Origin of the sequence: Pseudomonas sp. UBA6753, assembly GCF_002453565.1 — a bacterium.
In the GTDB taxonomy this organism is placed as follows: domain Bacteria; phylum Pseudomonadota; class Gammaproteobacteria; order Pseudomonadales; family Pseudomonadaceae; genus Aquipseudomonas; species Aquipseudomonas putida_Z.
In genome coordinates this window covers 65899-85643 of sequence record NZ_DKHD01000059.1, presented here as the reverse complement: position 1 = coordinate 85643, position 19745 = coordinate 65899, and the positions used below count along the sequence as shown (strand labels likewise).

Sequence of the window (19745 nt, the reverse complement as noted above, 5' to 3'; positions counted from 1 at the left end):
ACAGGGGATCGCGTAAAGACAGCGTCGTTAAAGCAATTGGCTCCTAAGCTAATGCAAAAAAGTTATTTATTTTACTTTTCTTAGATCATTTAGCCTTCTCGCCATCCATCACATCGATTGCCTGACGAGAGGTTCACCATGATCCCGCACGCTCCGCTGCGCCTGTTCGCCGCCCTGACCCTCGCCAGCGCCAGCTGGTTGGCCCAGGCTGCCGACCTGACCGTGGCCTACCAGACCACCGTTGACCCGGCCAAGGTGGCGCAGGTCGATGGCAGCTACGAAAAAGCCAGCAAGGCCAGCATCGACTGGCGCAAATTCGACAACGGCGCCGACGTGATCACCGCCGTAGCCAGCGGCGATGTACAGATCGGCTACCTGGGCTCCAGCCCACTGGCCGCCGCAGCCACCCGCAAGCTGCCAGTCGAGACCTTCCTGATCGCCACGCAGATTGGCGCCGGTGAAGCACTGGTCGCCCGCGACAGCATCAAGACGCCGCAAGACCTGGTCGGCAAGAAAGTCGCCGTGCCGTTCGTCTCCACCGGCCACTACAGCCTGCTGGCCGCACTGAAGAGCTGGAACATCGACCCGTCCAAGGTGCAGATCCTCAACCTGGCGCCGCCGGCGATCATTGCCGCCTGGAAGCGCGGCGACATCGACGCCACCTACGTCTGGGACCCAGCCCTGGGCGTGGCCAAGGAAAACGGCAAGGTGCTGATCACCTCCGGCGAGCTGGCCGAGAAAGGCGCACCGACCTTCGACGCATGGATCGTGCGCAAGGACTTTGCCGCCAAGCACCCCGACGTGGTCAAGGCCTTTGCCAAGGTCACCCTCGACGCCTACGCCGACTACCGCAAGAACCCGCAAGCCTGGCTGGCCAACCCCGACAACGTGAGCAAGCTGGCCAAACTGTCTGGCGCCAAGCCTGCTGACATCCCGGTGCTGCTGCAGGGCAACGTCTACCCGCTGGCCGCCGACCAGGCCAATGCACTGGGCGCACCGACCACCCAGGCGCTGACCGACACGGCCACCTTCCTCAAGCAGCAAGGCAAGGTCGACGCGGTGCTGCCGGACTACTCCCCGTACGTCAGCGCCCAGTACCTCCCCAACTAAGCCTGTAGAAAACCGACCGGAGCCTGCCATGGCCTTGCTCGAACTGGAGCGCATCAGCGCACAGTACCCCGGTGCCGAAACCCCGGTACTGGCCGACATCAACCTGAGCCTGGGGCCACGCCAACTGCTGGTGGCCCTGGGGCCTTCCGGCAGCGGCAAGACCTCGCTGCTCAACCTGATCGCCGGCTTCGTCGCCCCCAGCGGCGGGCGCATCACCCTGGACGGCGCGCCCGTCCAGGGCCCCGGCGCCGAGCGCGGCGTAGTGTTCCAGGACGATGCGCTGCTGCCCTGGCAGAACGTGCTGGGCAACGTCGCCTTCGGCCTGGAACTGGCCGGCGTGCCACGCGCCGAGCGTGAAGCCAAGGCCCGCGAAATGCTGGCCCTGGTCGACCTCGACGGCTTTGGCGAGCGGCGTATCTGGCAATTGTCCGGTGGCCAGAAGCAGCGCGTGGGCCTGGCCCGGGCGTTGGCAGCCGACCCACGGGTGTTGCTGATGGACGAGCCGTTCGGCGCACTGGATGCCTTCACCCGCGAACAGATGCAGGAGTTGTTGCTGCAGGTATGGCAACGCACCGCCAAGCCGGTGTTCCTGATTACCCACGACATCGAAGAAGCAGTGTTCCTCGCCAGCGAGCTGGTGCTGCTGGCGCCCAACCCGGGGCGCGTGGTGGAGCGCCTGCAACTGGACTTCGGCCAACGCTACGCAGCCGGTGAACCGGCGCGGGCGATCAAGTCCGACCCGGCCTTCATCGAAACCCGCGAGCATGTACTGGCGCGGGTGTTCTCCCAACGTCAAAGCCTGCAGGAGCGCGCATGAGCAGCCTGGACCTGCCGGTCGCCGGCAAACGCAACACCCACCCCCGGCGAGCCACCAAGCTGAGCCGCCCCCTGCCCACCCGCTGGATCAGCACCCTGACCCTGGCCAGCCTGCTGTTGGCCTGGTGGTTGGTGACCGCGGCCGGCTGGATCGAGCCGCTGTTCCTGCCCTCGCCCGCCGACATCCTGGCCAAGGCCGGGGCCCTGCTGACTCAAGGCTACATGGATGCCAGCCTGTGGCAGCACCTGGGTGCCAGCCTGGGGCGCATCGGCGTGGCCCTGCTTGCCGCCACCCTCACCGCCATCCCGGTGGGTATCGCCATCGGCTACAACCGCGTGGCCCGCGGCATTCTCGACCCGCTGATCGAGTTCTACCGGCCGATCCCGCCGCTGGCCTACCTGCCGCTGATCGTCATCTGGTGCGGCATCGGCGAGCTGTCCAAGGTGCTGCTGATCTACCTGGCAATCTTCGCCCCCATCGCCATTGCCACCGCCACCGGCGTGCGCACGGTCGACCCGGCCAAGCTGCGTGCCGCGCAGTCGCTCGGCGCGACCAAAGCCCAGCTGATCCGCCACGTGATCCTGCCCAGCGCCCTGCCCGACATCCTCACCGGCATCCGCATTGGCCTGGGGGTTGGCTGGTCGACCCTGGTGGCCGCCGAGCTGATCGCCGCCACCAGCGGTCTGGGCTTCATGGTGCAGTCGGCGGCGCAGTTCCTGGTTACCGATGTGGTGGTGCTGGGGATCCTGCTGATCGCGCTGATTGCCTTCGCCCTGGAAATGAGCCTGCGTGCCCTGCAACGCAAACTGGTGCCTTGGCACGGGCAGAGCCACTGAATCCTGTTGACCACGCCAGCAGCCTGGCGCCTGATTGAAGAGACCGACATGAGCCTGACCATCACCCCCCTCAGCCCGGCGCTTGGCGCCCAGATCAGCGGCGTGGACATCAGCCGCGATATCACCGTCGAAGAACGTGACGCCATCGAGCAGGCGCTGCTGCAACACCAGGTGCTGTTCTTCCGCGACCAGCCGATCAACCCGCAGCAGCAGGCACGTTTTGCCGCCCGCTTCGGCGACCTGCACATCCACCCGATCTACCCCAACGTGCCCGAAACCCCGCAGGTGCTGATCCTCGATACGGCGGTTACCGATGTGCGCGACAACGCCGTGTGGCACACCGACGTGACCTTCTTGCCGACCCCGGCCCTGGGCGCGGTGCTCAGCGCCAAGCAGTTGCCGGCCTACGGCGGCGACACCCTGTGGGCCAGCGGCATCGCGGCCTTCGAAGCCTTGTCGGCGCCGCTGCGCGAGCTGCTCGACGGGCTGACCGCTACCCATGACTTCACCAAGTCGTTCCCGCTGGAGCGCTTTGGTACCACGCCGGAAGACCTGGCGCGCTGGGAAGCAACCCGGCGCAACAACCCGCCGCTGTCGCACCCGGTGGTGCGCACGCATCCGGTGAGCGGGCGCAAGGCGTTGTTCGTCAATGAGGGGTTCACCACGCGCATCAATGAACTGAGCGAACTGGAAAGCGAGGCACTGCTGAAGCTGCTGTTCGCCCATGCGACGCGGCCGGAGTTCAGCATTCGCTGGCGGTGGCAGGAGAATGACGTGGCGTTCTGGGACAACCGCGTGACCCAGCATTTTGCCGTGGATGACTACCGGCCGAACCGGCGGGTGATGCATCGGGCGACCATCCTCGGGGATGCGCCCTTTTAGTTGTTGCCTGTACCGGCCTCTTCGCGGGCTTGCCCGCTCCCACAGGTTCAACACAGTTTCTGAAATCTGTGCAGGACCTGTGGGAGCGGGCAAGCCCGCGAAGAGGCCAGTACAGGTTATTACCTGACCAGATGGAGGTACTGCATGTGCCGTTCGTACTGGTCGAGGATGTCGTTGATGATCTGCTCCTTGCTGTAGCCCACCAGGTCATAGTTCTGGCTGCCTTCGCTCAGGTGCACCTCCGCCCGATAGTAACGGCGGTTCTTCAACTCTTGCGTACCCAGCCCACCCAGGGCGAACGATGGCGTGAAGTAGCCACGCATCTGCACCTGGTAAATGAACGGCTGTTCCTCGCCATGGCCAATCTTCAGGCTGACGTTGTCGTGGCTCGGGTCGTCCTGGGTAATCAGCACCAGGCCCTTCTGCTCGAACACTTCACGCACATCGGCAATTGCCGGGCGCACCACGTCGTCCATGAAGCGGTACACCTCATCACGCGACGGGAAGTGCACCGCCTGGCTCAGGCGCTGGCGCCAGCCACCACGGCCGCGGCGTGACTGGGCGAACGGGGCCAGCGAATGCATCTGCGCGATCTGCCGTTGCGACTCCAGGTAGAACGCCTTGTGCAGCCCCCACATCATGCACAGCAGGATCAGCGAGAACGGCAACGAGGTCAGCACCACCGCCGACTTCAGCGAATCGATGCTGCCGGCGAACAACAGCGCACTGGTGATCAGCGCCGTCATCGCGCCCCAGAAGATGCGCAGCCAGTTCGGCCCATCCTCGTCGGCATCACCACCCTTGGCCGACAAGGTCGACAGCACCACGGTGCCCGAGTCGGCCGAGGTGACGAAGAACACGAAACTGATGAACACCGTCATGGCGATCACCGTCTTGCTCCAGGGGTAGGTCTCCAGCAGCAGGTACAGGCTCATCGACGGGTTATCCAGCGCCGACTGGCCCAGCGCGGTCATGCCGTGGTTGATGACCTGGTCCAGGGCGCTGTTGCCGAAGATCGACATCCACGCCAGGGTGAAGCCCAGCGGAATCAACAGCACACCAAAGACGAACTCGCGGATGGTGCGGCCACGAGAGATGCGGGCGATGAACAGGCCCACGAACGGCGCCCAGGCAATCCACCAGGCCCAGTAGAACACCGTCCAGCCGCCCAGCCAGTCACGGTTCTCGCCGTAGGCATAAACGTCGAAGCTCTTGCGCGGCAAGGCACCCAGGTAATCGCCGAGGTTCTGGATCAGCGTGTTGAACAGGTGCTGGGTAGGCCCGGCGAACAACACGAACAGCAACAGCGCGCAGGCCAGGAACAGGTTGATGTCGCTCATCACCCGCACGCCCTTCTCCACCCCGGCGACGGCCACGGCCACCGCCGCGCCCATCATCAAGGTGATGAGCAGCACCTGCACCCACTGGCTGTGGTCGATGCCGAACAGGTAATCGAGGCCGGCGTTCAGGTGCAGCACGCCAAAGCCCATGTCGGCACCCAGGCCGAACACCGTGGCGATGATGCCGAAGCCGTCCACCGCATAACCGATCGGCCCGTTGATGCGCTTGCCGATCAGCGGGTACAGCGCCGAACGCAAGGCCAACGGCAGGTTGTGCCGGTAGGCGAAGTAGGCCAGGGCCATGCCGACGAAGGCGAACACGCCCCAGCCATGCAGGCCCCAGTGCAGGAACAGTATCTGCATTGCCTGGCGCCCGGCCTCGGCCGTGCCCGCTTCGCCCTGGGGCGGCTGCAGCATGTGGGTCAGGGGTTCGGACACGCAGAAGAAGAACAAGGTGATGCTGATGCCGGCGGCAAACAGCATGCCGGCCCACGACAGGTAACTGAACTCGGGCTCGTCGTGGTCGGCACCGAGCTTGATCTTGCCGTAGCCGGACAAGGCGGTGACCACCACGAAGACCAGGTACAGCGTCATCGCCAGCATGTAGTACCAGCCGACCGTGTTGGCCGCCCAGTTCTGCGCCGCCAGCAACCAGTCGCCTGCTGCTTGCGGATAGGAAATGACCACCAGGCCGAAGATGAGGATGAAACTTGCCGCGAAATAGAACACCGGGGGGTTCATGCGGATCTTGCCATTGGCAAGGGAAGGGGTCGGTGCACTCATTGGGGGCGCACCTCGTCGAATGACGTAAGGCTCGGAATGAACGGGTTCAGCAAAGGAATCCTCCTGTTGAACACCGGCAGCGGACCAGCGTTTTTTCATTGAACAAGCGTTCAAGTTAAACATGGATCGGATTTCAATGCGAATTGGGGCGCTGATTGGTGCCCTCCTGCACTGGCCTCTTCGCGGGCTTGCCCGCTCCCACAGGGACCGCACAAACATTGAATCTTGTGCAGTACCTGTGGGAGCGGGCAAGCCCGCGAAGAGGCCAGTACAGATCAGTTCTTGTCCTGGCAATCCAGCTGCAGGTTAGCCTGGGTAATGTTGCTCTCGGCCGGCACACTGCGGGTCAGCCACACATTGCCGCCAATGGTCGAGCCTTTGCCGATGGTGATCCGCCCCAGCACCGTGGCCCCGGCATAGATCACCACATCGTCCTCGACGATCGGGTGGCGTGGCAGGCCCTTGTGCAGGGTGCCCGATTCATCGCTGGGGAAGCGCTTGGCGCCCAGGGTCACTGCCTGGTAGATCCGCACGCGCTCGCCGATGATCGCGGTTTCGCCGATCACCACGCCGGTACCGTGGTCGATGAAGAAGCTCGGGCCGATCTGTGCCCCGGGGTGAATGTCGATCCCCGTGGCCGAATGCGCCAGCTCCGAGCTGATCCGCGCCAGCAGCGGCAGGCCGGCCTGGTACAGGTGGTGCGCCAGGCGGTGGTGGATGATCGCCAGGATGCCTGGGTAGCACAGCAGCACTTCATCGACACTGCGCGCCGCCGGGTCGCCGTGGTAGGCGGCCAGCACGTCGGTGTCGAGCAGCACGCGCAGGCCCGGCAGGGCGGCGGCGAAGCCCTGCACCAGGCTCAGCGCATGGGCATCGACGCCGGCCAGCTCGCCCTTGCTTTGCCGTGCGGCGTAGCGCAGCTCCAGGCGGGCCTGGGCCAGCAAGGCGGTCAGCGCGGCATCCAGGGTATGGCCGACGTAGAAGTCTTCGCTTTCTTCGCGCAGGTCGACCGGGCCAAGGCGCATGGGGAACAGTGCGCCGCACAGTTGCTCCAGGATGTGCCGCATCGCTTCGCGCGAAGGCAGCTCACGCCCGCCCTGCTCGCCGCTGCTGCGGCCATTGCGGGTACGCCATTGTTCACGGGCTCCGCGCAGGCCGTTGACGATGCTCTGCAACTGCCACTGCCCGGGTGAAGGTTGTTCGCTCACGGTTTTCTCCTGCCTGAGTAGGCCAAACTCATTTTTATTTGCAGGTCCGGCCTCTTCGCGGGCTTGCCCGCTCCCACAGGGACTGCACAGGTTTCGATGCCTGTGCGGTCTCTGTGGGAGCGGGCGAGCCCGCGAAAGGGCCGAACCTGCCTACATGCAATCCACTCTACGGCAAATCCATCCCTTGGAAAAAACAACGCTTTATTCCATCCTGCGCTAAGTCAGGCATAAGCCGCGATGACGGAGCAGGCAACCTCGCCTACCCTCAAAGCAGCCAGCACCTGGCAAAAACCAAAAAGGGAATAACAAAATAATTTTTTAGTATTTCCTGGCCTAAGCAGCCGACCCTATAGTCGCCACCCACCACTTACACAACAAGCGCGGGGCTCTGAAATGTCGAAATTCGCCAAACCGCTACTCAACGCCAGCCTGGCACTCCTGCTGGGTGCCGGCCTGCTCGGCCAGGCCTTCGCCGGCGAGCAGCTGAAGACCATCCAGGAAAAAGGCGTGATCAACGTCGGCCTCGAAGGCACCTACCCACCGTTCAGCTTCCAGGACGAAAACGGCAAGCTGACCGGCTTCGAAGTGGAACTGTCCGAACTGCTGGCCAAGGAGCTGGGGGTAAAGGCCAAGGTGCAGCCGACCAAGTGGGACGGCATCCTCGCCGCACTGGAGTCCAAGCGACTGGACGTAGTGATCAACCAGGTGACCATCTCCGAAGAGCGCAAGAAGAAGTATGACTTCTCCGAGCCTTACACCATCTCCGGCATCCAGGCGCTGATCCTGAAGAAGAAGGCCGAGCAGCTGAACATCCACAAGGCCGCAGACCTGGCCGGCAAGAAGGTCGGCGTGGGCCTGGGCACCAACTACGAGCAATGGGTCAAGAAGGATGTGCCGCAAGCCGATGTGCGCACCTATGAAGACGACCCGAGCAAGTTCGCCGACCTGCGCAACGGCCGTATCGACGCCATCCTGATCGACCGCCTGGCCGCGCTGGAATACGCGCAAAAAGCCAAGGACACCGAACTGGCCGGCGATGCCTTCTCGCGCCTGGAAAGCGGTGTGGCCCTGCGCAAAGGCGAGCCGGAACTGCTGGCAGCGATCAACAAGGCACTGGACAAGCTCAAGGCTGACGGCACGCTAGCCAAGCTTTCCGAGAAATACTTCGGTGCCGATGTCACCAAATGATTGCTGAAAGCCTGCAACTCGTTGTCGACTCCGCGCCCTTCCTGCTGAAGGGCGCGGGTTATACAGTGCTGCTCAGTGTTGGCGGCATGTTCTTCGGCCTGCTGCTGGGCTTTGCCCTGGCACTGATGCGGTTGTCGAAGATCTTGCCGCTGAACTGGCTGGCGCGGGTTTACGTGTCGTTCTTCCGCGGCACGCCGCTGCTGGTGCAGCTGTTCGTCATCTACTTCGGCATGCCGCAGATCGGCATCGAGCTCGACCCGATCCCGGCCTCGCTGATCGGCCTGTCGCTGAACATGGCCGCCTACATCTGCGAAATCCTGCGCGCGGCGATTTCCTCGATCGACCGTGGCCAGTGGGAGGCCGCCGCCAGTATCGGCATGACTCGCGTCCAGGCCATGCGCCGGGCGATCCTGCCCCAGGCCTTGCGCACCGCACTGCCGCCGTTGGGCAACAGCTTCATCTCGCTGGTCAAGGACACCGCCCTGGCGGCGACCATCCAGGTGCCCGAGCTGTTCCGCCAGGCCCAGCTGATTACCGCGCGCACCTTCGAAGTGTTCACCATGTACGTGGCGGTGGCGGTCATCTACTGGGTGCTGTGCAGCATCCTCGCGCACTTCCAGAACCGCATGGAAGCGCGAGTCAACCAGCATGACCAGGAGCATTGAGCATGATTGAAGTCAAAGGCCTGACCAAGCGGTTCAAGGGCCAGACCGTGCTCAACGGTATCGACCTGACCGTGCAGCCCGGCGAAGTGGTGGCCATCATCGGCCCCAGCGGCTCGGGCAAGACCACCTTCCTGCGTTGCCTCAACCTGCTGGAAACACCCGATGCCGGGCAGATCCAGATTGGCGACATCAGCATCGACGCCAACCGCCCGCTGGGTGGGCAGCAAAGTGCGATTCGCCGCTTGCGCCAGCAGGCCGGGTTCGTGTTCCAGAACTTCAACCTGTTCCCTCATCGCACCGCTCTGGAAAACGTGATCGAGGGGCCGGTGATCGTCAAGAAGACGCCCCGCGAGCAGGCCATCGAACTGGGCCGGCGCCTGCTGGCCAAGGTTGGCCTGGCGGGCAAGGAAGACGCCTACCCGCGGCGGCTTTCCGGTGGCCAGCAGCAACGGGTGGCCATCGCCCGCGCCCTGGCCATGGAACCGGAGGTGATCCTGTTCGACGAGCCGACCTCGGCGCTGGACCCCGAACTGGTGGGTGAAGTGCTGGCGACCATCCGCGGCCTGGCCGAGGAGAAGCGCACCATGATCATCGTTACCCACGAGATGAGCTTTGCCCGCGATGTGGCGAACCGGGTGATCTTCTTCGACAAGGGCGTGATCGTGGAACAGGGCGAGGCCAAGGCGCTGTTTGCGGCGCCGAAGGAAGAGCGTACCCGGCAGTTCTTGCGCAAGTTCCTGGGGACTGCTGCCTCCGAGTAAACCTGTTGCGGCCTCTTCGCGGGCACGCCCGCTCCCACAGGTGTGGTACCGATTTCAAGATCTGTGCTGTACCTGTGGGAGCGGGCGTGCCCGCGAAGAGGCCGGCACATCCGCAGCAAAATCCCCCTTCTATACATATTCCAAAGAGTTAGTTCATAAACTTTTTATAAAGCATTAGGGTATATAAACCGGACCACCGGACCAGCACACATCTGTCGCGATCAGCTGTAGCGGCATTACTTTTTTGTGAGGTCAGGAATGGTCAGGATCACAATCACCCCAGTGCGTAACGCCAGGGCATTGAGTGCAGCCAAGGAGCGGTACTGATGTCCAGCCAACCTAATACCCAATTCCACAGCGATCTCGACAGCTCGCCCCTGCTGCTGCCGGCCAAGGTACTGCGCAACGACGCCGAAGCCCTGCAAGCGGCCCGCGAACTGGCCGAGGTCGCCCGCGAGCAGGCCGCCCGCCGCGACCAGCAACGCAAACTGCCATGGGCCGAGATCGAACTGTTCACCCGCAGCGGCCTGGGCAGCATCAGCGTACCCAAGGCCCATGGCGGCCCCGATGTGTCATTCGAGACCGTGGCCGAAGTGTTCCGCCTGATCAGCGCCGCCGACCCGGCCCTGGGGCAGATCCCGCAGAACCAGTTCGGCATGCTGCAACTGCTGCGCCTGACTGCCACCGAGGCGCAACAGGCGGTGATCTTCCGCAGCGTGCTCGATGGCTGGCGCATCGGCAATGCCGGCCCCGAACGCGGCACCAAGGACACCCTGACCCTCAAGGCCAGGATCACCCGCGCCGGCGACAGCTATCGCATCAGCGGTGAGAAGTTCTATTCCACCGGCGCCCTGTTCGCCCACTGGGTGGCGGTCAAGGCACTGGACGACGAAGGCCGCCAGCGCCTGGCATTCGTGCGCCGAGGCAGCCCGGGGCTGCGCATCGTCGATGACTGGTCCGGGTTCGGACAGCGCACCACTGCCAGCGGCACCGTGCTGCTCGACCAGGTACCGGTGGATGCCGACCTGGTGATCGACAACTGGCGCCAGCGCGACATTCCCAACATCCAGGGCGCTGCCTCGCAGCTGATCCAGGCGGCGATCGATGCCGGAATTGCCGAAGCGGCGATCGATGACGCCATCAGCTTCGTGCGCGAAAAGGCCCGGCCATGGATCGAGGCCAAGGTCGACCGCGCCAGCGACGACCCCTATGTAATCGCCGACATCGGCCGCCTGAAGCTCGAGCTGCACGCCGCCGAAGCGCTGCTGCGCAAGGCCGCGCGGGTCCTCGACGAGGTCAACGCCGCGCCGGTCGATGCTGCAAGCGCGGCGCGGGCTTCGATCGCGGTGGCCGAGGCCAAGGTGCTGACTACCGAGATTGCCCTGCAGGCCAGCGAAAAGCTGTTCGAGCTGGCCGGCAGCCGCGCCACCCTCGCCGAGTTCAACCTCGACCGCCACTGGCGCAATGCCCGGGTGCACACCCTGCATGACCCGGTGCGCTGGAAGTACCACGCGGTTGGCGCTTACCACCTCAACGGCACCTTGCCCGCGCGGCATTCCTGGATCTGACTTGCTGCCTTTGGGGCTGCTACGCAGCCCTTCGCGGGCTCGCCCGCTCCCACAGGATTACCAGCGCCTGAACAGGCATCACTTTACCTGTGGGAGCGGGCGAGCCCGCGAAGGGCCGCGCAGCGGCCCCCGGAGAAACACCATGACTACAAACATCATCACCAGTGACACCGAAGCCCTGAACGTCGCCGAAGACATCGCCCGACACCTGCGCCGCGACAGCGCCCTGCGCGACCGCGAGCGCCGTCTGCCGCACGCCGAACTGGAACTGTTCACCCGCTCCGGCCTGTGGGCCATCAGCGTGCCCAAGGCCTTCGGCGGCGCCGGCGTGTCCAACGTCACCCTGGCCAAGGTCATCGCCCGCATCGCCCAGGCTGACGGCTCGCTCGGGCAAATCCCGCAAAATCATTTCTATGGCCTGGAAGTGCTGCGGGTAAACGGCACACCCGAACAGCAACAGCGCCTGTACGCCGAAGTACTGGCCGGCAGCCGCTTCGGCAACGCCCTGGCCGAACTGGGCACCAAGACCGCCAACGAGCGCACCACTCGCCTGACCCGCGATGGCGATGGCTTTCGCATCAACGGCCGCAAGTTCTACTCCACCGGCGCCATCTACGCCCAGCGCATTCCCACCTCGGTGGTCGACGAACAGGGCGTGCAGCACCTGGCCTTCGTCCCGGCTGACAGCCAGGGCCTGCAGGTGATCGACGACTGGAGCGGCTTCGGCCAGCGCACCACCGGCAGCGGCTCGGTGGTGTTCGACAACGTGTACGTCAGCGCCGCCGACGTGGTGCCGTTCCAGAGCGCCTTCGAACGCCCCACCCCGGTCGGCCCGCTGGCGCAGATCCTTCATGCCGCCATCGACACCGGCATCGCCCGCGCCGCATACGAAGATGCCCTGCACTTCGTGCGCACCCGCAGCCGCCCCTGGGTCGACTCCGGCCTGGACAAGGCCAGCGATGACCCGCTGACGCTGAAGAGCTTCGGCCACCTGGCGATCCGCCTGCACGCCGCAGAAGCCTTGCTGGAACGCGCCGGCGAATACCTGGACCGCGCCCGCGACGACAGCACTGCCGACAACGTGGCCGCCGCTTCCATCGCGGTGGCCGAGGCCCGTGCCATCAGCACCGAGATTTCCCTCGCGGCCGGCACCACCCTGTTCGAACTGGGCGGTAGCCAGGCCACCCTGGCCGAACACAACCTCGACCGCCACTGGCGCAACGCCCGCGTGCACACCCTGCACGACCCGGTGCGCTGGAAGTACCACGCCATCGGCAACTACTACCTCAACGATGCCAACCCACCACGCCGGGGGACCATCTGATGGCCAAACAGATCCTGCTCAATGCCTTCAACATGAACTGCATCGGGCACATCAACCACGGCCTGTGGACCCACCCACGGGACACCTCGACCCAGTACAAGACCCTGGAATACTGGACCAGCCTGGCGCGCCTGCTGGAGCGCGGCTTGTTCGACGGGTTGTTCATCGCCGACATCGTCGGCACCTACGACATCTACGGCCAGTCGCTGGACGTCACCCTCAAGGAGTCGATCCAGCTACCGGTCAACGACCCGTTGCTTCTGGTCTCGGCCATGGCCGCCGTCACCCGCCACCTGGGCTTCGGCCTTACCGCTAACCTCACCTACGAAGCGCCGTACCTGTTCGCCCGGCGCCTTTCCACCCTGGACCATCTGAGCAATGGCCGGGTGGGCTGGAACATCGTCACCGGCTACCTCGACAGCGCTGCCCGGGCCATGGGCCTGACGCAGCAACCCGAGCATGACCGCCGCTACGACCAGGCCGACGAGTACCTACAGGTGCTGTACAAGCTGCTGGAAGGCAGCTGGGCCGACGATGCCGTGGTCGCCGACCGCCAGCAGCGCGTCTATGCCAGGCCCGACAAGGTGCGCAAGGTCAACCACCAGGGCGAGTTCTACAAGGTCGACGGCTACCACCTGTGCGAGCCCTCGCCGCAACGTACACCGGTACTGTTCCAGGCCGGCAGCTCGCAGCGTGGCCTGGCCTTCGCCGGCAACCATGCCGAATGCGTGTTCATCAGTGGCCAGGACAAGGCCGCCACCCGCGCCCAGGTCGACAAGGTGCGCGCCGCCGCCCAGGCCGCTGGCCGCGACCCGCAAGCGGTCAAGGTGTTCATGGGCATCACGGTGATCGTCGCCGCCACCGAGCAGCAGGCCCAGGCCAAGCATGCCGAGTACCTGCGCCATGCCAGCGCCGAGGCCGGGGTCGCGCACTTCGCAGCGTCCACCGGCATCGACTTCGCCGCCTACGCCCTGGACGAGCCGATTGCCTTCAGCCAGGGCAACGCCATCCAGTCGGCCACGCGCCAGTTGCAGGACAACGCCTGGACTCGCCGGCGCCTGCTGCAGCAGCACGCCCTGGGTGGCCGTTACGTGACCCTGGTCGGCGCGCCCGAGCAGGTGGCCGAACAGCTGATCGCCTGGATCGATGAAACCGGCCTGGACGGTTTCAACCTGACACGCACCGTAACCCCGGAAAGCTTCGAGGACTTCATCGACCTGGTCATCCCGCAGTTGCAACAGCGTGGCCGCTACAAGACCGCCTACGCCGAAGGCACCCTGCGCGAAAAACTGTTCCAGGCCGACCACCCGCACCTACCCGCCGACCACCCTGGCTCGGCTTACCGCTTTACCTCTACCCCTGCCCCGACTGGAGCCCTGCACCATGCTTGATAAACTGTTCCGGCCCGTCGCGGCCATTGCCCTCACCCTCGGCCTGTCCGCCAGCGCGCTGGCTGCCGAACCGCTGAAGATCGGCACCACCTCGGCCTTTGCCATCCCGCTGGAAGCCGCAGTGGAAGAAGCGCACAAGCAAGGCCTGGAAGTGAAGCTGGTCGAGTTCAGCGACTGGATCGCACCCAATGTCAGCCTCAACAGCGGCGACATCGACGTGAACTACTTCCAGCACATCCCGTTCCTGGAAAACGCCAAGGCGGCCGCGGGCTTCAACCTGGTGCCCTACGCCCCGGGCATCATCAACAACGTCGGCCTGTACTCGAAAAAGTACAAGAGCTTCGCCGACCTGCCCGAAGGCGCCAGCGTGGCCATCGCCAACGACCCGATCAACAGCGGCCGTGGCCTGCAGCTGCTGGCCAAGGCCGGGCTGATCACCCTCAAGCCGGGGGTCGGCTACAAGGCCACCGAGGACGACATCGTCGCCAACCCGAAAAAGCTGAAAATCCTTCAGGTCGAGGCCGTACAGCTGGTACGCGCCTATGACGACGCCGACCTGGTGCAGGGCTACCCGGCCTACATCCGCCTGGCCAACAGCTTCGACGCCAGCTCCGCCCTGCTGTTCGACGGCCTGGAAAACAAGGAGTACGTGATCCAGTTCGTCATTCGACCGCAAAGCAAGGACGACCCACGCCTGGCCAAGTTCGTCGACATCTACCAGCACTCGCCAGTGGTGCGCGCAGCCTTGGACAAAGCCCACGGCAAGCTCTACCAGGCCGGTTGGGAGGGCTGACATGAGCCAGGCCAGCGCGCTCCGGGCGCCCACCGCACAACCACTGCCGCCAACGGCCAGGGAGCAGGCCTTGCGCCCGGAGGTCAATGAAGCCCATGTGCGCTTCATCGGCCTGGGCAAGACCTACCCGGGCCAGGCGCAACCGGCCTTGCAAGGCATCGACCTGAACATCCGCCATGGCGAGATCTTCGGCATCATCGGCCGCAGCGGCGCCGGCAAGTCATCGCTGCTGCGTACCATCAACCGTCTGGAGCAACCCAGCCAGGGCCGGGTGCTGATCGACCAGGTGGACATCGCGCCCTTCGACGAGGACCACCTGGTAGCCCTGCGCCGGCGTATCGGCATGATCTTCCAGCACTTCAACCTGATGTCAGCCAAGACCGTGTGGCAGAACGTCGAGCTGCCCCTGAAGGTGGCCGGCGTGGCCAAGGCCGAACGCCAGCGCAAGGTACGCGAACTGCTTGAGCTGGTCGGCCTGCAGGAAAAGCACCACGTGTACCCGGCGCAGTTGTCCGGCGGGCAGAAGCAGCGCGTGGGCATTGCCCGGGCGCTGGTGCATGACCCCGAGATCCTGCTGTGCGACGAGGCCACCTCGGCGCTGGACCCGGAGACCACCGCTTCCATTCTCGACCTGCTGCGCGACATCAACCAGCGCCTGGGTCTGACCATCGTGCTGATCACCCACGAAATGGCGGTAATCCGCGATATCTGCCACCGGGTGGTGGTGCTGGAACGTGGAGAAGTGGTCGAGCAGGGTGAGGTCTGGCGGGTGTTTGGCTCACCACGCCACGAGGTCACCCGTACCCTGCTGGCGCCGTTGCAAGCCAGGTTGCCAGCCGCGCTGCAAGCCAGCCTGCGGGCCAGCCCGGCAAGCCGCGACAGTGCCGTGGTGCTGAGGCTGACCCTGCTCGGCGAGCCCGAACTGTCTGCCCTGTTCAACGACCTTGGCGGCCGCGTGCGCCTGCTGCAGGGCGGTGTGGAAACCATTGGCGAGCATGCCCTGGGGCAGCTGATCCTGTCGGTGCAGCACTCGCCGCACGACACCCATCAATTGCTGGAACGCGCCCGCCGCTGGGCCGAGGACGTGGAGGTACTGGGCCATGTGGTTTGATCGCCTGCTGGAAGGCTTGCTCGATACCCTGCTGATGGTTGGCGTGTCGTCGCTGATCGCCCTGCTGGTGGGGGTACCGATGGCTGTGCTGCTGGTCACCAGCGACAAGGGCGGGATCTTCGAGGCGCCGCTGCTGAACCGGGTGCTGGGTGCCTTCGTCAACCTGTTCCGCTCGATCCCGTTCCTGATCCTGATGGTCGCGCTGATCCCCTTCACCCGCCTGGTGGTGGGTACCACCTATGGCGTGTGGGCGGCGGTGGTGCCGCTAACCATTGCCGCCACGCCGTTCTTCGCGCGGATTGCCGAGGTCAGCCTGCGCGAAGTCGACCACGGCCTGGTGGAGGCTGCGCAGGCCATGGGCTGCCGACGCTGGCACATTGTCTGGCACGTGCTGCTGCCAGAGGCGCTGCCGGGGATTGTCGGGGGCTTCACCATTACCTTGGTGACCCTGATCAACTCCTCCGCCATGGCCGGAGCGATCGGTGCCGGGGGACTGGGGGACATCGCCTACCGCTATGGCTACCAGCGCTTCGACAGCCAGATCATGCTGACCGTGATTGCCATGCTGGTGGCGTTGGTGGCGTTGATCCAGCTGGGTGGGGACCGGTTGGCGAAAGGCTTGAACAAGCGCTGAATTCTTCGCGGGCACGCCCGCTCCCACAGGTACTGCACAGGGCTTGAATACAACGATATCCCTGTGGGAGCGGGCATGCCCGCGAAGGGGCCTTCAACCCCAGCGCAAATCCCCGGCAGGCACCGGCCGCCCGAACCAGTACCCCTGCCCCAGCTGACACAGCTCATGCAGCAGGAAACTGGCCTGCTCTGCCTGCTCGATGCCCTCGGCATGCACCTGCATGCCCATGCTGCGGGCCAGGGCGATGATCACCCGGACGATCGCGATGTCGTCCTCATCCAGCGGCAACCCGGCAACGAAGCCCTGGTCGATCTTCAGCTTCTGCACCGGCAAGCGCTTTAGCCGCAGCAGCGATGAATAACCGGTGCCGAAGTCATCGATGGCCAGGGTCACCCCCAGCTCGCGCAGGCGATGCAATTGCTCCAGGGCCACCTCCGGGTCCTCCATCATCGCGCTCTCGGTCACCTCCAGCTCCAGCAAGGCGGGGTCCAGACCGGTGTCGTGCAGCACCTCGGCCACCTGCTGGTACAGCTCGTGCTGGCCAAACAGGCGGCTGGAGATGTTCACCGCCACGAACGCCAGCTGCCGCCCTTCACCCTGCCATCGCACCATCTGCCGACACGCCTGGCGCAGTACCCAGGCGTCGATCTCGGCAATCAGCCCGGTACGCTCGGCAATCGGGATGAACTCGCCCGGCGGCACCAGGCCGCGCTGGGGGTGCTGCCAGCGCACCAGGGCCTCGACGCCGACCTGGCGGCCGCTCGCCAGGTCGTGCACCGGCTGGTAGAACACCCGCAGCTCGTCCTGCTCCAGGGCCCGGCGCAGTTCGCCGGCGGTTTCGACCCGCTGCTGGGCGTGGGCGGTCAGCTCTTCGGTGTACAGCGCGTAGCAGGCCCGCCCGTTGCTCTTGGCCTTGTACAACGCCGAGTCGGCATTGCGCAGCAACTGCTCGGCACTCAAGGCATCGCTGGGGAACAGGCTGATGCCCACGCTGACACTGATGAACAGGCGGTGACCGTCGAACAGGAACGGCTCGCGCATGCGCTCGATGATGCCCTGCGCCAGCTTGCCCGCCTGGCCGACCTCATGGCAGTTTTCCGCCAGCACGCCAAATTCGTCGCCCCCCAGGCGCGCCAGGGTCACGCCGCTGCCCAGCACCTCACCCAGGCGCTCGCCCACCAGTTTCAGCAACTGGTCGCCAATGGTGTGACCAAGGCCGTCGTTGATGCTCTGGAAGTGGTCCAGGTCCAGCAACAGCAGGGCACAACCACGCTTGTTGGCCTGGGCTGCCGCCAGGGCCTGCTCGACCCGGTCGTTGAACAGCAGGCGGTTGGGCAGGTCGGTCAGCGGGTCGTGGTGGGCCAGGTAGGCCAATTCCTGTTCCGAATGCTTGATCGCGCTGATGTCGCTGAACACCGCCACGTAATGGCTGAGCTCGCCTTCATCGTCGCGGATGGCGCAAATGGTCTGCCACTGCGGGTAGATTTCACCACTCTTGCGCCGGTTCCAGATTTCGCCGCTCCACTCGCCCTTTTCCGCCAGGGTGGCGAATATCTGCTGGTAGAACGCCAGGCCATGGCGGCCCGACTTGAACTTGTTCGGACGCTGGCCGATGACCTCGTCCTGCTGGTAGCCGGTGATTCGCATGAAGGCACGGTTGACGTGCACGATCAGGCCATCGCGATCGGTCACCAGCACGCCTTCGAGGGTGCTGTCGAACACTGCCGCAGCCATGCGCAGGCGTTCACGGTCTTCACCACGCATACGCGCGCCAACGCCGATGAAGTCGAGCAGACGTACCCTCGATACATAGATCAGCAAGGCGCTCAGCAGCACCCAGACCACCACGTTGATCTGCCGGCCCACGGTCAGTGCCAGGGGATCCTCGGTCATGCCGTGCAACACCACCTCGGCCAGCGTCAGCCAGAGGATCGAGAGCACCACATACAGCGCAGCCATGCGCAAGGCGTCGCGAACGGAAACAGACATGTCGGGTGCAATTGCCCATAAAAAATGATGGGGCATTATAAAGGCTGAAACATGTCGTGACTTCCTATCTGAACGGGTGACTGTATTTATTTCCTGCCCAAGGGATAATCAGCCCCTCCTCCTGCATTCCGAGGGTATTTACACCTATGTGGTACAACGGCCTGCTCGACTTGTCGGCCTGGCAACTGGTCGGCATCACCCTGCTGATGACCCACGTGACCATCGTCAGCGTCACGGTCTACCTGCACCGCTATTCCGCGCACCGGGCCCTGGAGCTCAATGGCGCGCTCAAGCACTTCTTCCGTTTCTGGCTGTGGCTGACCACGGCGCAGAACACCCGCGAATGGACTGCCGTCCATCGCAAGCACCACGCCAAGTGCGAAACCCCCGACGACCCGCACAGCCCGCTGTACAAGGGCCTTGGCACGGTGCTGCGCAAGGGTGCAGAGCTTTACCGAGAAGAGGCGCGCAACCCCGAAACCCTGCGCATCTACGGCAAGAACTGCCCGGACGACTGGATCGAGCGCAACCTCTACTCGCGCTACAAGCTGGGCGGCATCGCGCTGATGGCGGTAATCGACCTGCTGCTGTTCGGCACCATCGGCATCACCATCTGGGCAGTGCAGATGATGTGGATTCCGTTCTGGGCCGCCGGCGTGGTCAACGGCCTGGGCCACGCTCTCGGCTACCGCAACTTCGAGTGCCGCGACGCCGCCACCAACCTGGTGCCGTGGGGCATCGTCATCGGTGGCGAAGAGCTGCACAATAACCACCACACCTACCCCAACTCGGCCAAGCTGTCGGTCAAGCGCTGGGAGTTCGACATGGGTTGGGCGTGGATCCGCCTGTTCTGCCTGCTGCGCCTGGCAAAGGTGCAGCGCGTCGCGCCCATCGCCCACCGGGTGGCCGGCAAGGCCAGCCTGGACATGGACACCGCCATGGCCATCCTCAACAACCGTTTCCAGATCATGGCCCAGTACCGCAAGCTGGTGATCGGCCCGCTGGTCAAGCAGGAACTGGCCCGCGTCGATGCCTCGCTGCGCCACCACTTCCGCCGCGCCAAGCGCCTGCTGTCGCGCGAGACCAGCCTGCTGGAAGACCGCCACCATGTGCGCATCGAGTCGATGCTCGCCCACAGCCAGGCGCTGAAGACCATCTACGAAAAACGCCTGGCCCTGCAGCAGATCTGGGCGCGCACCAGCGCCAACGGCCACGACATGCTGGCCGCCATGAAAGACTGGGTACATGAGGCGGAAACCAGCGGCATCCATGCCCTGCGCGACTTCGCGGCACAGCTCAAGACCTACTCCCTGCGCCCGACCGGCGCCTGACCGCCGTTGATCGG

At 64.7% G+C, this 19745-nt stretch carries 17 protein-coding genes; 14 read left to right on the top strand and 3 right to left on the bottom strand.

All coding sequences use genetic code 11. The features are described from left to right. Positions 1-138: 138 nt before the first annotated feature. From tauA to tauD, 4 genes are read left to right on the top strand one after another with little or no spacing between them, the layout of a single operon-like run. Positions 139-1110 carry a taurine ABC transporter substrate-binding protein gene (gene tauA / locus B2790_RS23045; RefSeq protein ID WP_286919854.1) on the top strand — a complete coding sequence of 324 codons (972 nt, stop codon included), beginning with the start codon at positions 139-141 and terminating at the stop codon, positions 1108-1110. A 28-nt stretch (positions 1111-1138) separates the two neighbouring features. After that, on the top strand, positions 1139-1927 hold the full coding sequence (gene tauB / locus B2790_RS23040; RefSeq protein ID WP_286919853.1) for a taurine ABC transporter ATP-binding subunit: 789 nt from the start codon (positions 1139-1141) through the stop codon (positions 1925-1927). Next, complete coding sequence (tauC, locus tag B2790_RS23035; RefSeq protein WP_286919852.1) at positions 1924-2763, top strand: taurine ABC transporter permease TauC; 840 nt, start codon at positions 1924-1926, stop codon at positions 2761-2763. The genes tauB and tauC overlap by 4 nt, the downstream gene beginning before the upstream one ends. A gap of 48 nt (positions 2764-2811) precedes the next feature. Further along, complete coding sequence (tauD, locus tag B2790_RS23030; RefSeq protein ID WP_075046922.1) at positions 2812-3645, top strand: taurine dioxygenase; 834 nt, start codon at positions 2812-2814, stop codon at positions 3643-3645. 119 nt (positions 3646-3764) lie between these two features. Here the strand turns inward: tauD and betT are convergent, their stop codons facing one another. After that, the gene (gene betT / locus B2790_RS23025; protein ID WP_170929293.1) at positions 3765-5726 is read right to left on the bottom strand and encodes a choline transporter BetT; all 1962 of its coding nucleotides are present in this window, start codon (positions 5724-5726) and stop codon (positions 3765-3767) included. A gap of 317 nt (positions 5727-6043) precedes the next feature. Continuing rightward, positions 6044-6976 (bottom strand): serine O-acetyltransferase EpsC, encoded by a 933-nt coding sequence (gene epsC / locus B2790_RS23020; RefSeq protein ID WP_075044312.1) that lies wholly within the window; start codon positions 6974-6976, stop codon positions 6044-6046. Between the two features lie 393 nt (positions 6977-7369). Between epsC and tcyJ the strand changes: the two genes are divergently transcribed. The 9 genes from tcyJ (at position 7370) to B2790_RS22975 (ending at position 16411) form a co-directional block, all read left to right on the top strand. Next, complete coding sequence (gene tcyJ, locus B2790_RS23015) at positions 7370-8164, top strand: cystine ABC transporter substrate-binding protein (protein WP_003257420.1); 795 nt, start codon at positions 7370-7372, stop codon at positions 8162-8164. After that, a complete protein-coding gene (gene tcyL / locus B2790_RS23010) occupies positions 8161-8829 on the top strand; it encodes a cystine ABC transporter permease (RefSeq protein ID WP_025337317.1) in 669 nt (222 codons plus the stop codon). The genes tcyJ and tcyL overlap by 4 nt, the downstream gene beginning before the upstream one ends. Positions 8830-8831: 2 nt before the next feature. Beyond that, complete coding sequence (gene tcyN, locus B2790_RS23005) at positions 8832-9590, top strand: L-cystine ABC transporter ATP-binding protein TcyN (protein WP_013970435.1); 759 nt, start codon at positions 8832-8834, stop codon at positions 9588-9590. A 326-nt stretch (positions 9591-9916) separates the two neighbouring features. Then, positions 9917-11158 (top strand): SfnB family sulfur acquisition oxidoreductase, encoded by a 1242-nt coding sequence (locus B2790_RS23000; RefSeq protein ID WP_286919851.1) that lies wholly within the window; start codon positions 9917-9919, stop codon positions 11156-11158. 142 nt (positions 11159-11300) lie between these two features. Beyond that, on the top strand, positions 11301-12482 hold the full coding sequence (locus B2790_RS22995; RefSeq protein WP_286919850.1) for an SfnB family sulfur acquisition oxidoreductase: 1182 nt from the start codon (positions 11301-11303) through the stop codon (positions 12480-12482). Then, complete coding sequence (locus B2790_RS22990; protein WP_025337314.1) at positions 12482-13873, top strand: LLM class flavin-dependent oxidoreductase; 1392 nt, start codon at positions 12482-12484, stop codon at positions 13871-13873. Before B2790_RS22995 ends, B2790_RS22990 begins: the two co-directional genes overlap by 1 nt. Then, positions 13866-14666, top strand: coding sequence for a MetQ/NlpA family ABC transporter substrate-binding protein (locus B2790_RS22985; RefSeq protein WP_274120038.1), 801 nt, complete (start codon positions 13866-13868; stop codon positions 14664-14666). The genes B2790_RS22990 and B2790_RS22985 overlap by 8 nt, the downstream gene beginning before the upstream one ends. A 1-nt stretch (position 14667) precedes the next feature. After that, complete coding sequence (locus tag B2790_RS22980; protein ID WP_286919849.1) at positions 14668-15777, top strand: methionine ABC transporter ATP-binding protein; 1110 nt, start codon at positions 14668-14670, stop codon at positions 15775-15777. Further along, positions 15767-16411 (top strand): methionine ABC transporter permease, encoded by a 645-nt coding sequence (locus B2790_RS22975; RefSeq protein ID WP_008096606.1) that lies wholly within the window; start codon positions 15767-15769, stop codon positions 16409-16411. Before B2790_RS22980 ends, B2790_RS22975 begins: the two co-directional genes overlap by 11 nt. Before the next feature lie 93 nt (positions 16412-16504). Here the strand turns inward: B2790_RS22975 and dibA are convergent, their stop codons facing one another. Beyond that, positions 16505-18400, bottom strand: coding sequence for a phosphodiesterase DibA (gene dibA, locus B2790_RS22970; protein ID WP_286919848.1), 1896 nt, complete (start codon positions 18398-18400; stop codon positions 16505-16507). Positions 18401-18546: 146 nt separating this feature from the next. On the opposite strand from dibA, the gene desA reads away from it, so the two are divergent. Next, complete coding sequence (gene desA / locus B2790_RS22965; protein ID WP_039614263.1) at positions 18547-19731, top strand: delta-9 fatty acid desaturase DesA; 1185 nt, start codon at positions 18547-18549, stop codon at positions 19729-19731. The last annotated feature ends 14 nt before the right edge of the window (positions 19732-19745 follow it).

Bases quoted from the DNA above. Each gene is read 5' to 3' on its own strand.
- tauB (WP_286919853.1), top strand. From the start codon at position 1,139: ATGGCCTTGCTCGAACTGGAGCGCATCAGCGCACAGTACCCCGGTGCC.
- tauC (WP_286919852.1), top strand. From the start codon at position 1,924: ATGAGCAGCCTGGACCTGCCGGTCGCCGGCAAACGCAACACCCACCCC.
- tauA (WP_286919854.1), top strand. From the start codon at position 139: ATGATCCCGCACGCTCCGCTGCGCCTGTTCGCCGCCCTGACCCTCGCC.
- betT (WP_170929293.1), bottom strand. From the start codon at position 5,726: ATGAACCCCCCGGTGTTCTATTTCGCGGCAAGTTTCATCCTCATCTTC.
- tauD (WP_075046922.1), top strand. From the start codon at position 2,812: ATGAGCCTGACCATCACCCCCCTCAGCCCGGCGCTTGGCGCCCAGATC.
- tcyN (WP_013970435.1), top strand. From the start codon at position 8,832: ATGATTGAAGTCAAAGGCCTGACCAAGCGGTTCAAGGGCCAGACCGTG.
- B2790_RS22985 (WP_274120038.1), top strand. From the start codon at position 13,866: ATGCTTGATAAACTGTTCCGGCCCGTCGCGGCCATTGCCCTCACCCTC.
- tcyL (WP_025337317.1), top strand. From the start codon at position 8,161: ATGATTGCTGAAAGCCTGCAACTCGTTGTCGACTCCGCGCCCTTCCTG.
- B2790_RS22990 (WP_025337314.1), top strand. From the start codon at position 12,482: ATGGCCAAACAGATCCTGCTCAATGCCTTCAACATGAACTGCATCGGG.
- B2790_RS22995 (WP_286919850.1), top strand. From the start codon at position 11,301: ATGACTACAAACATCATCACCAGTGACACCGAAGCCCTGAACGTCGCC.
- desA (WP_039614263.1), top strand. From the start codon at position 18,547: ATGTGGTACAACGGCCTGCTCGACTTGTCGGCCTGGCAACTGGTCGGC.
- B2790_RS23000 (WP_286919851.1), top strand. From the start codon at position 9,917: ATGTCCAGCCAACCTAATACCCAATTCCACAGCGATCTCGACAGCTCG.
- B2790_RS22975 (WP_008096606.1), top strand. From the start codon at position 15,767: ATGTGGTTTGATCGCCTGCTGGAAGGCTTGCTCGATACCCTGCTGATG.
- tcyJ (WP_003257420.1), top strand. From the start codon at position 7,370: ATGTCGAAATTCGCCAAACCGCTACTCAACGCCAGCCTGGCACTCCTG.
- dibA (WP_286919848.1), bottom strand. From the start codon at position 18,400: ATGTCTGTTTCCGTTCGCGACGCCTTGCGCATGGCTGCGCTGTATGTG.
- B2790_RS22980 (WP_286919849.1), top strand. From the start codon at position 14,668: ATGAGCCAGGCCAGCGCGCTCCGGGCGCCCACCGCACAACCACTGCCG.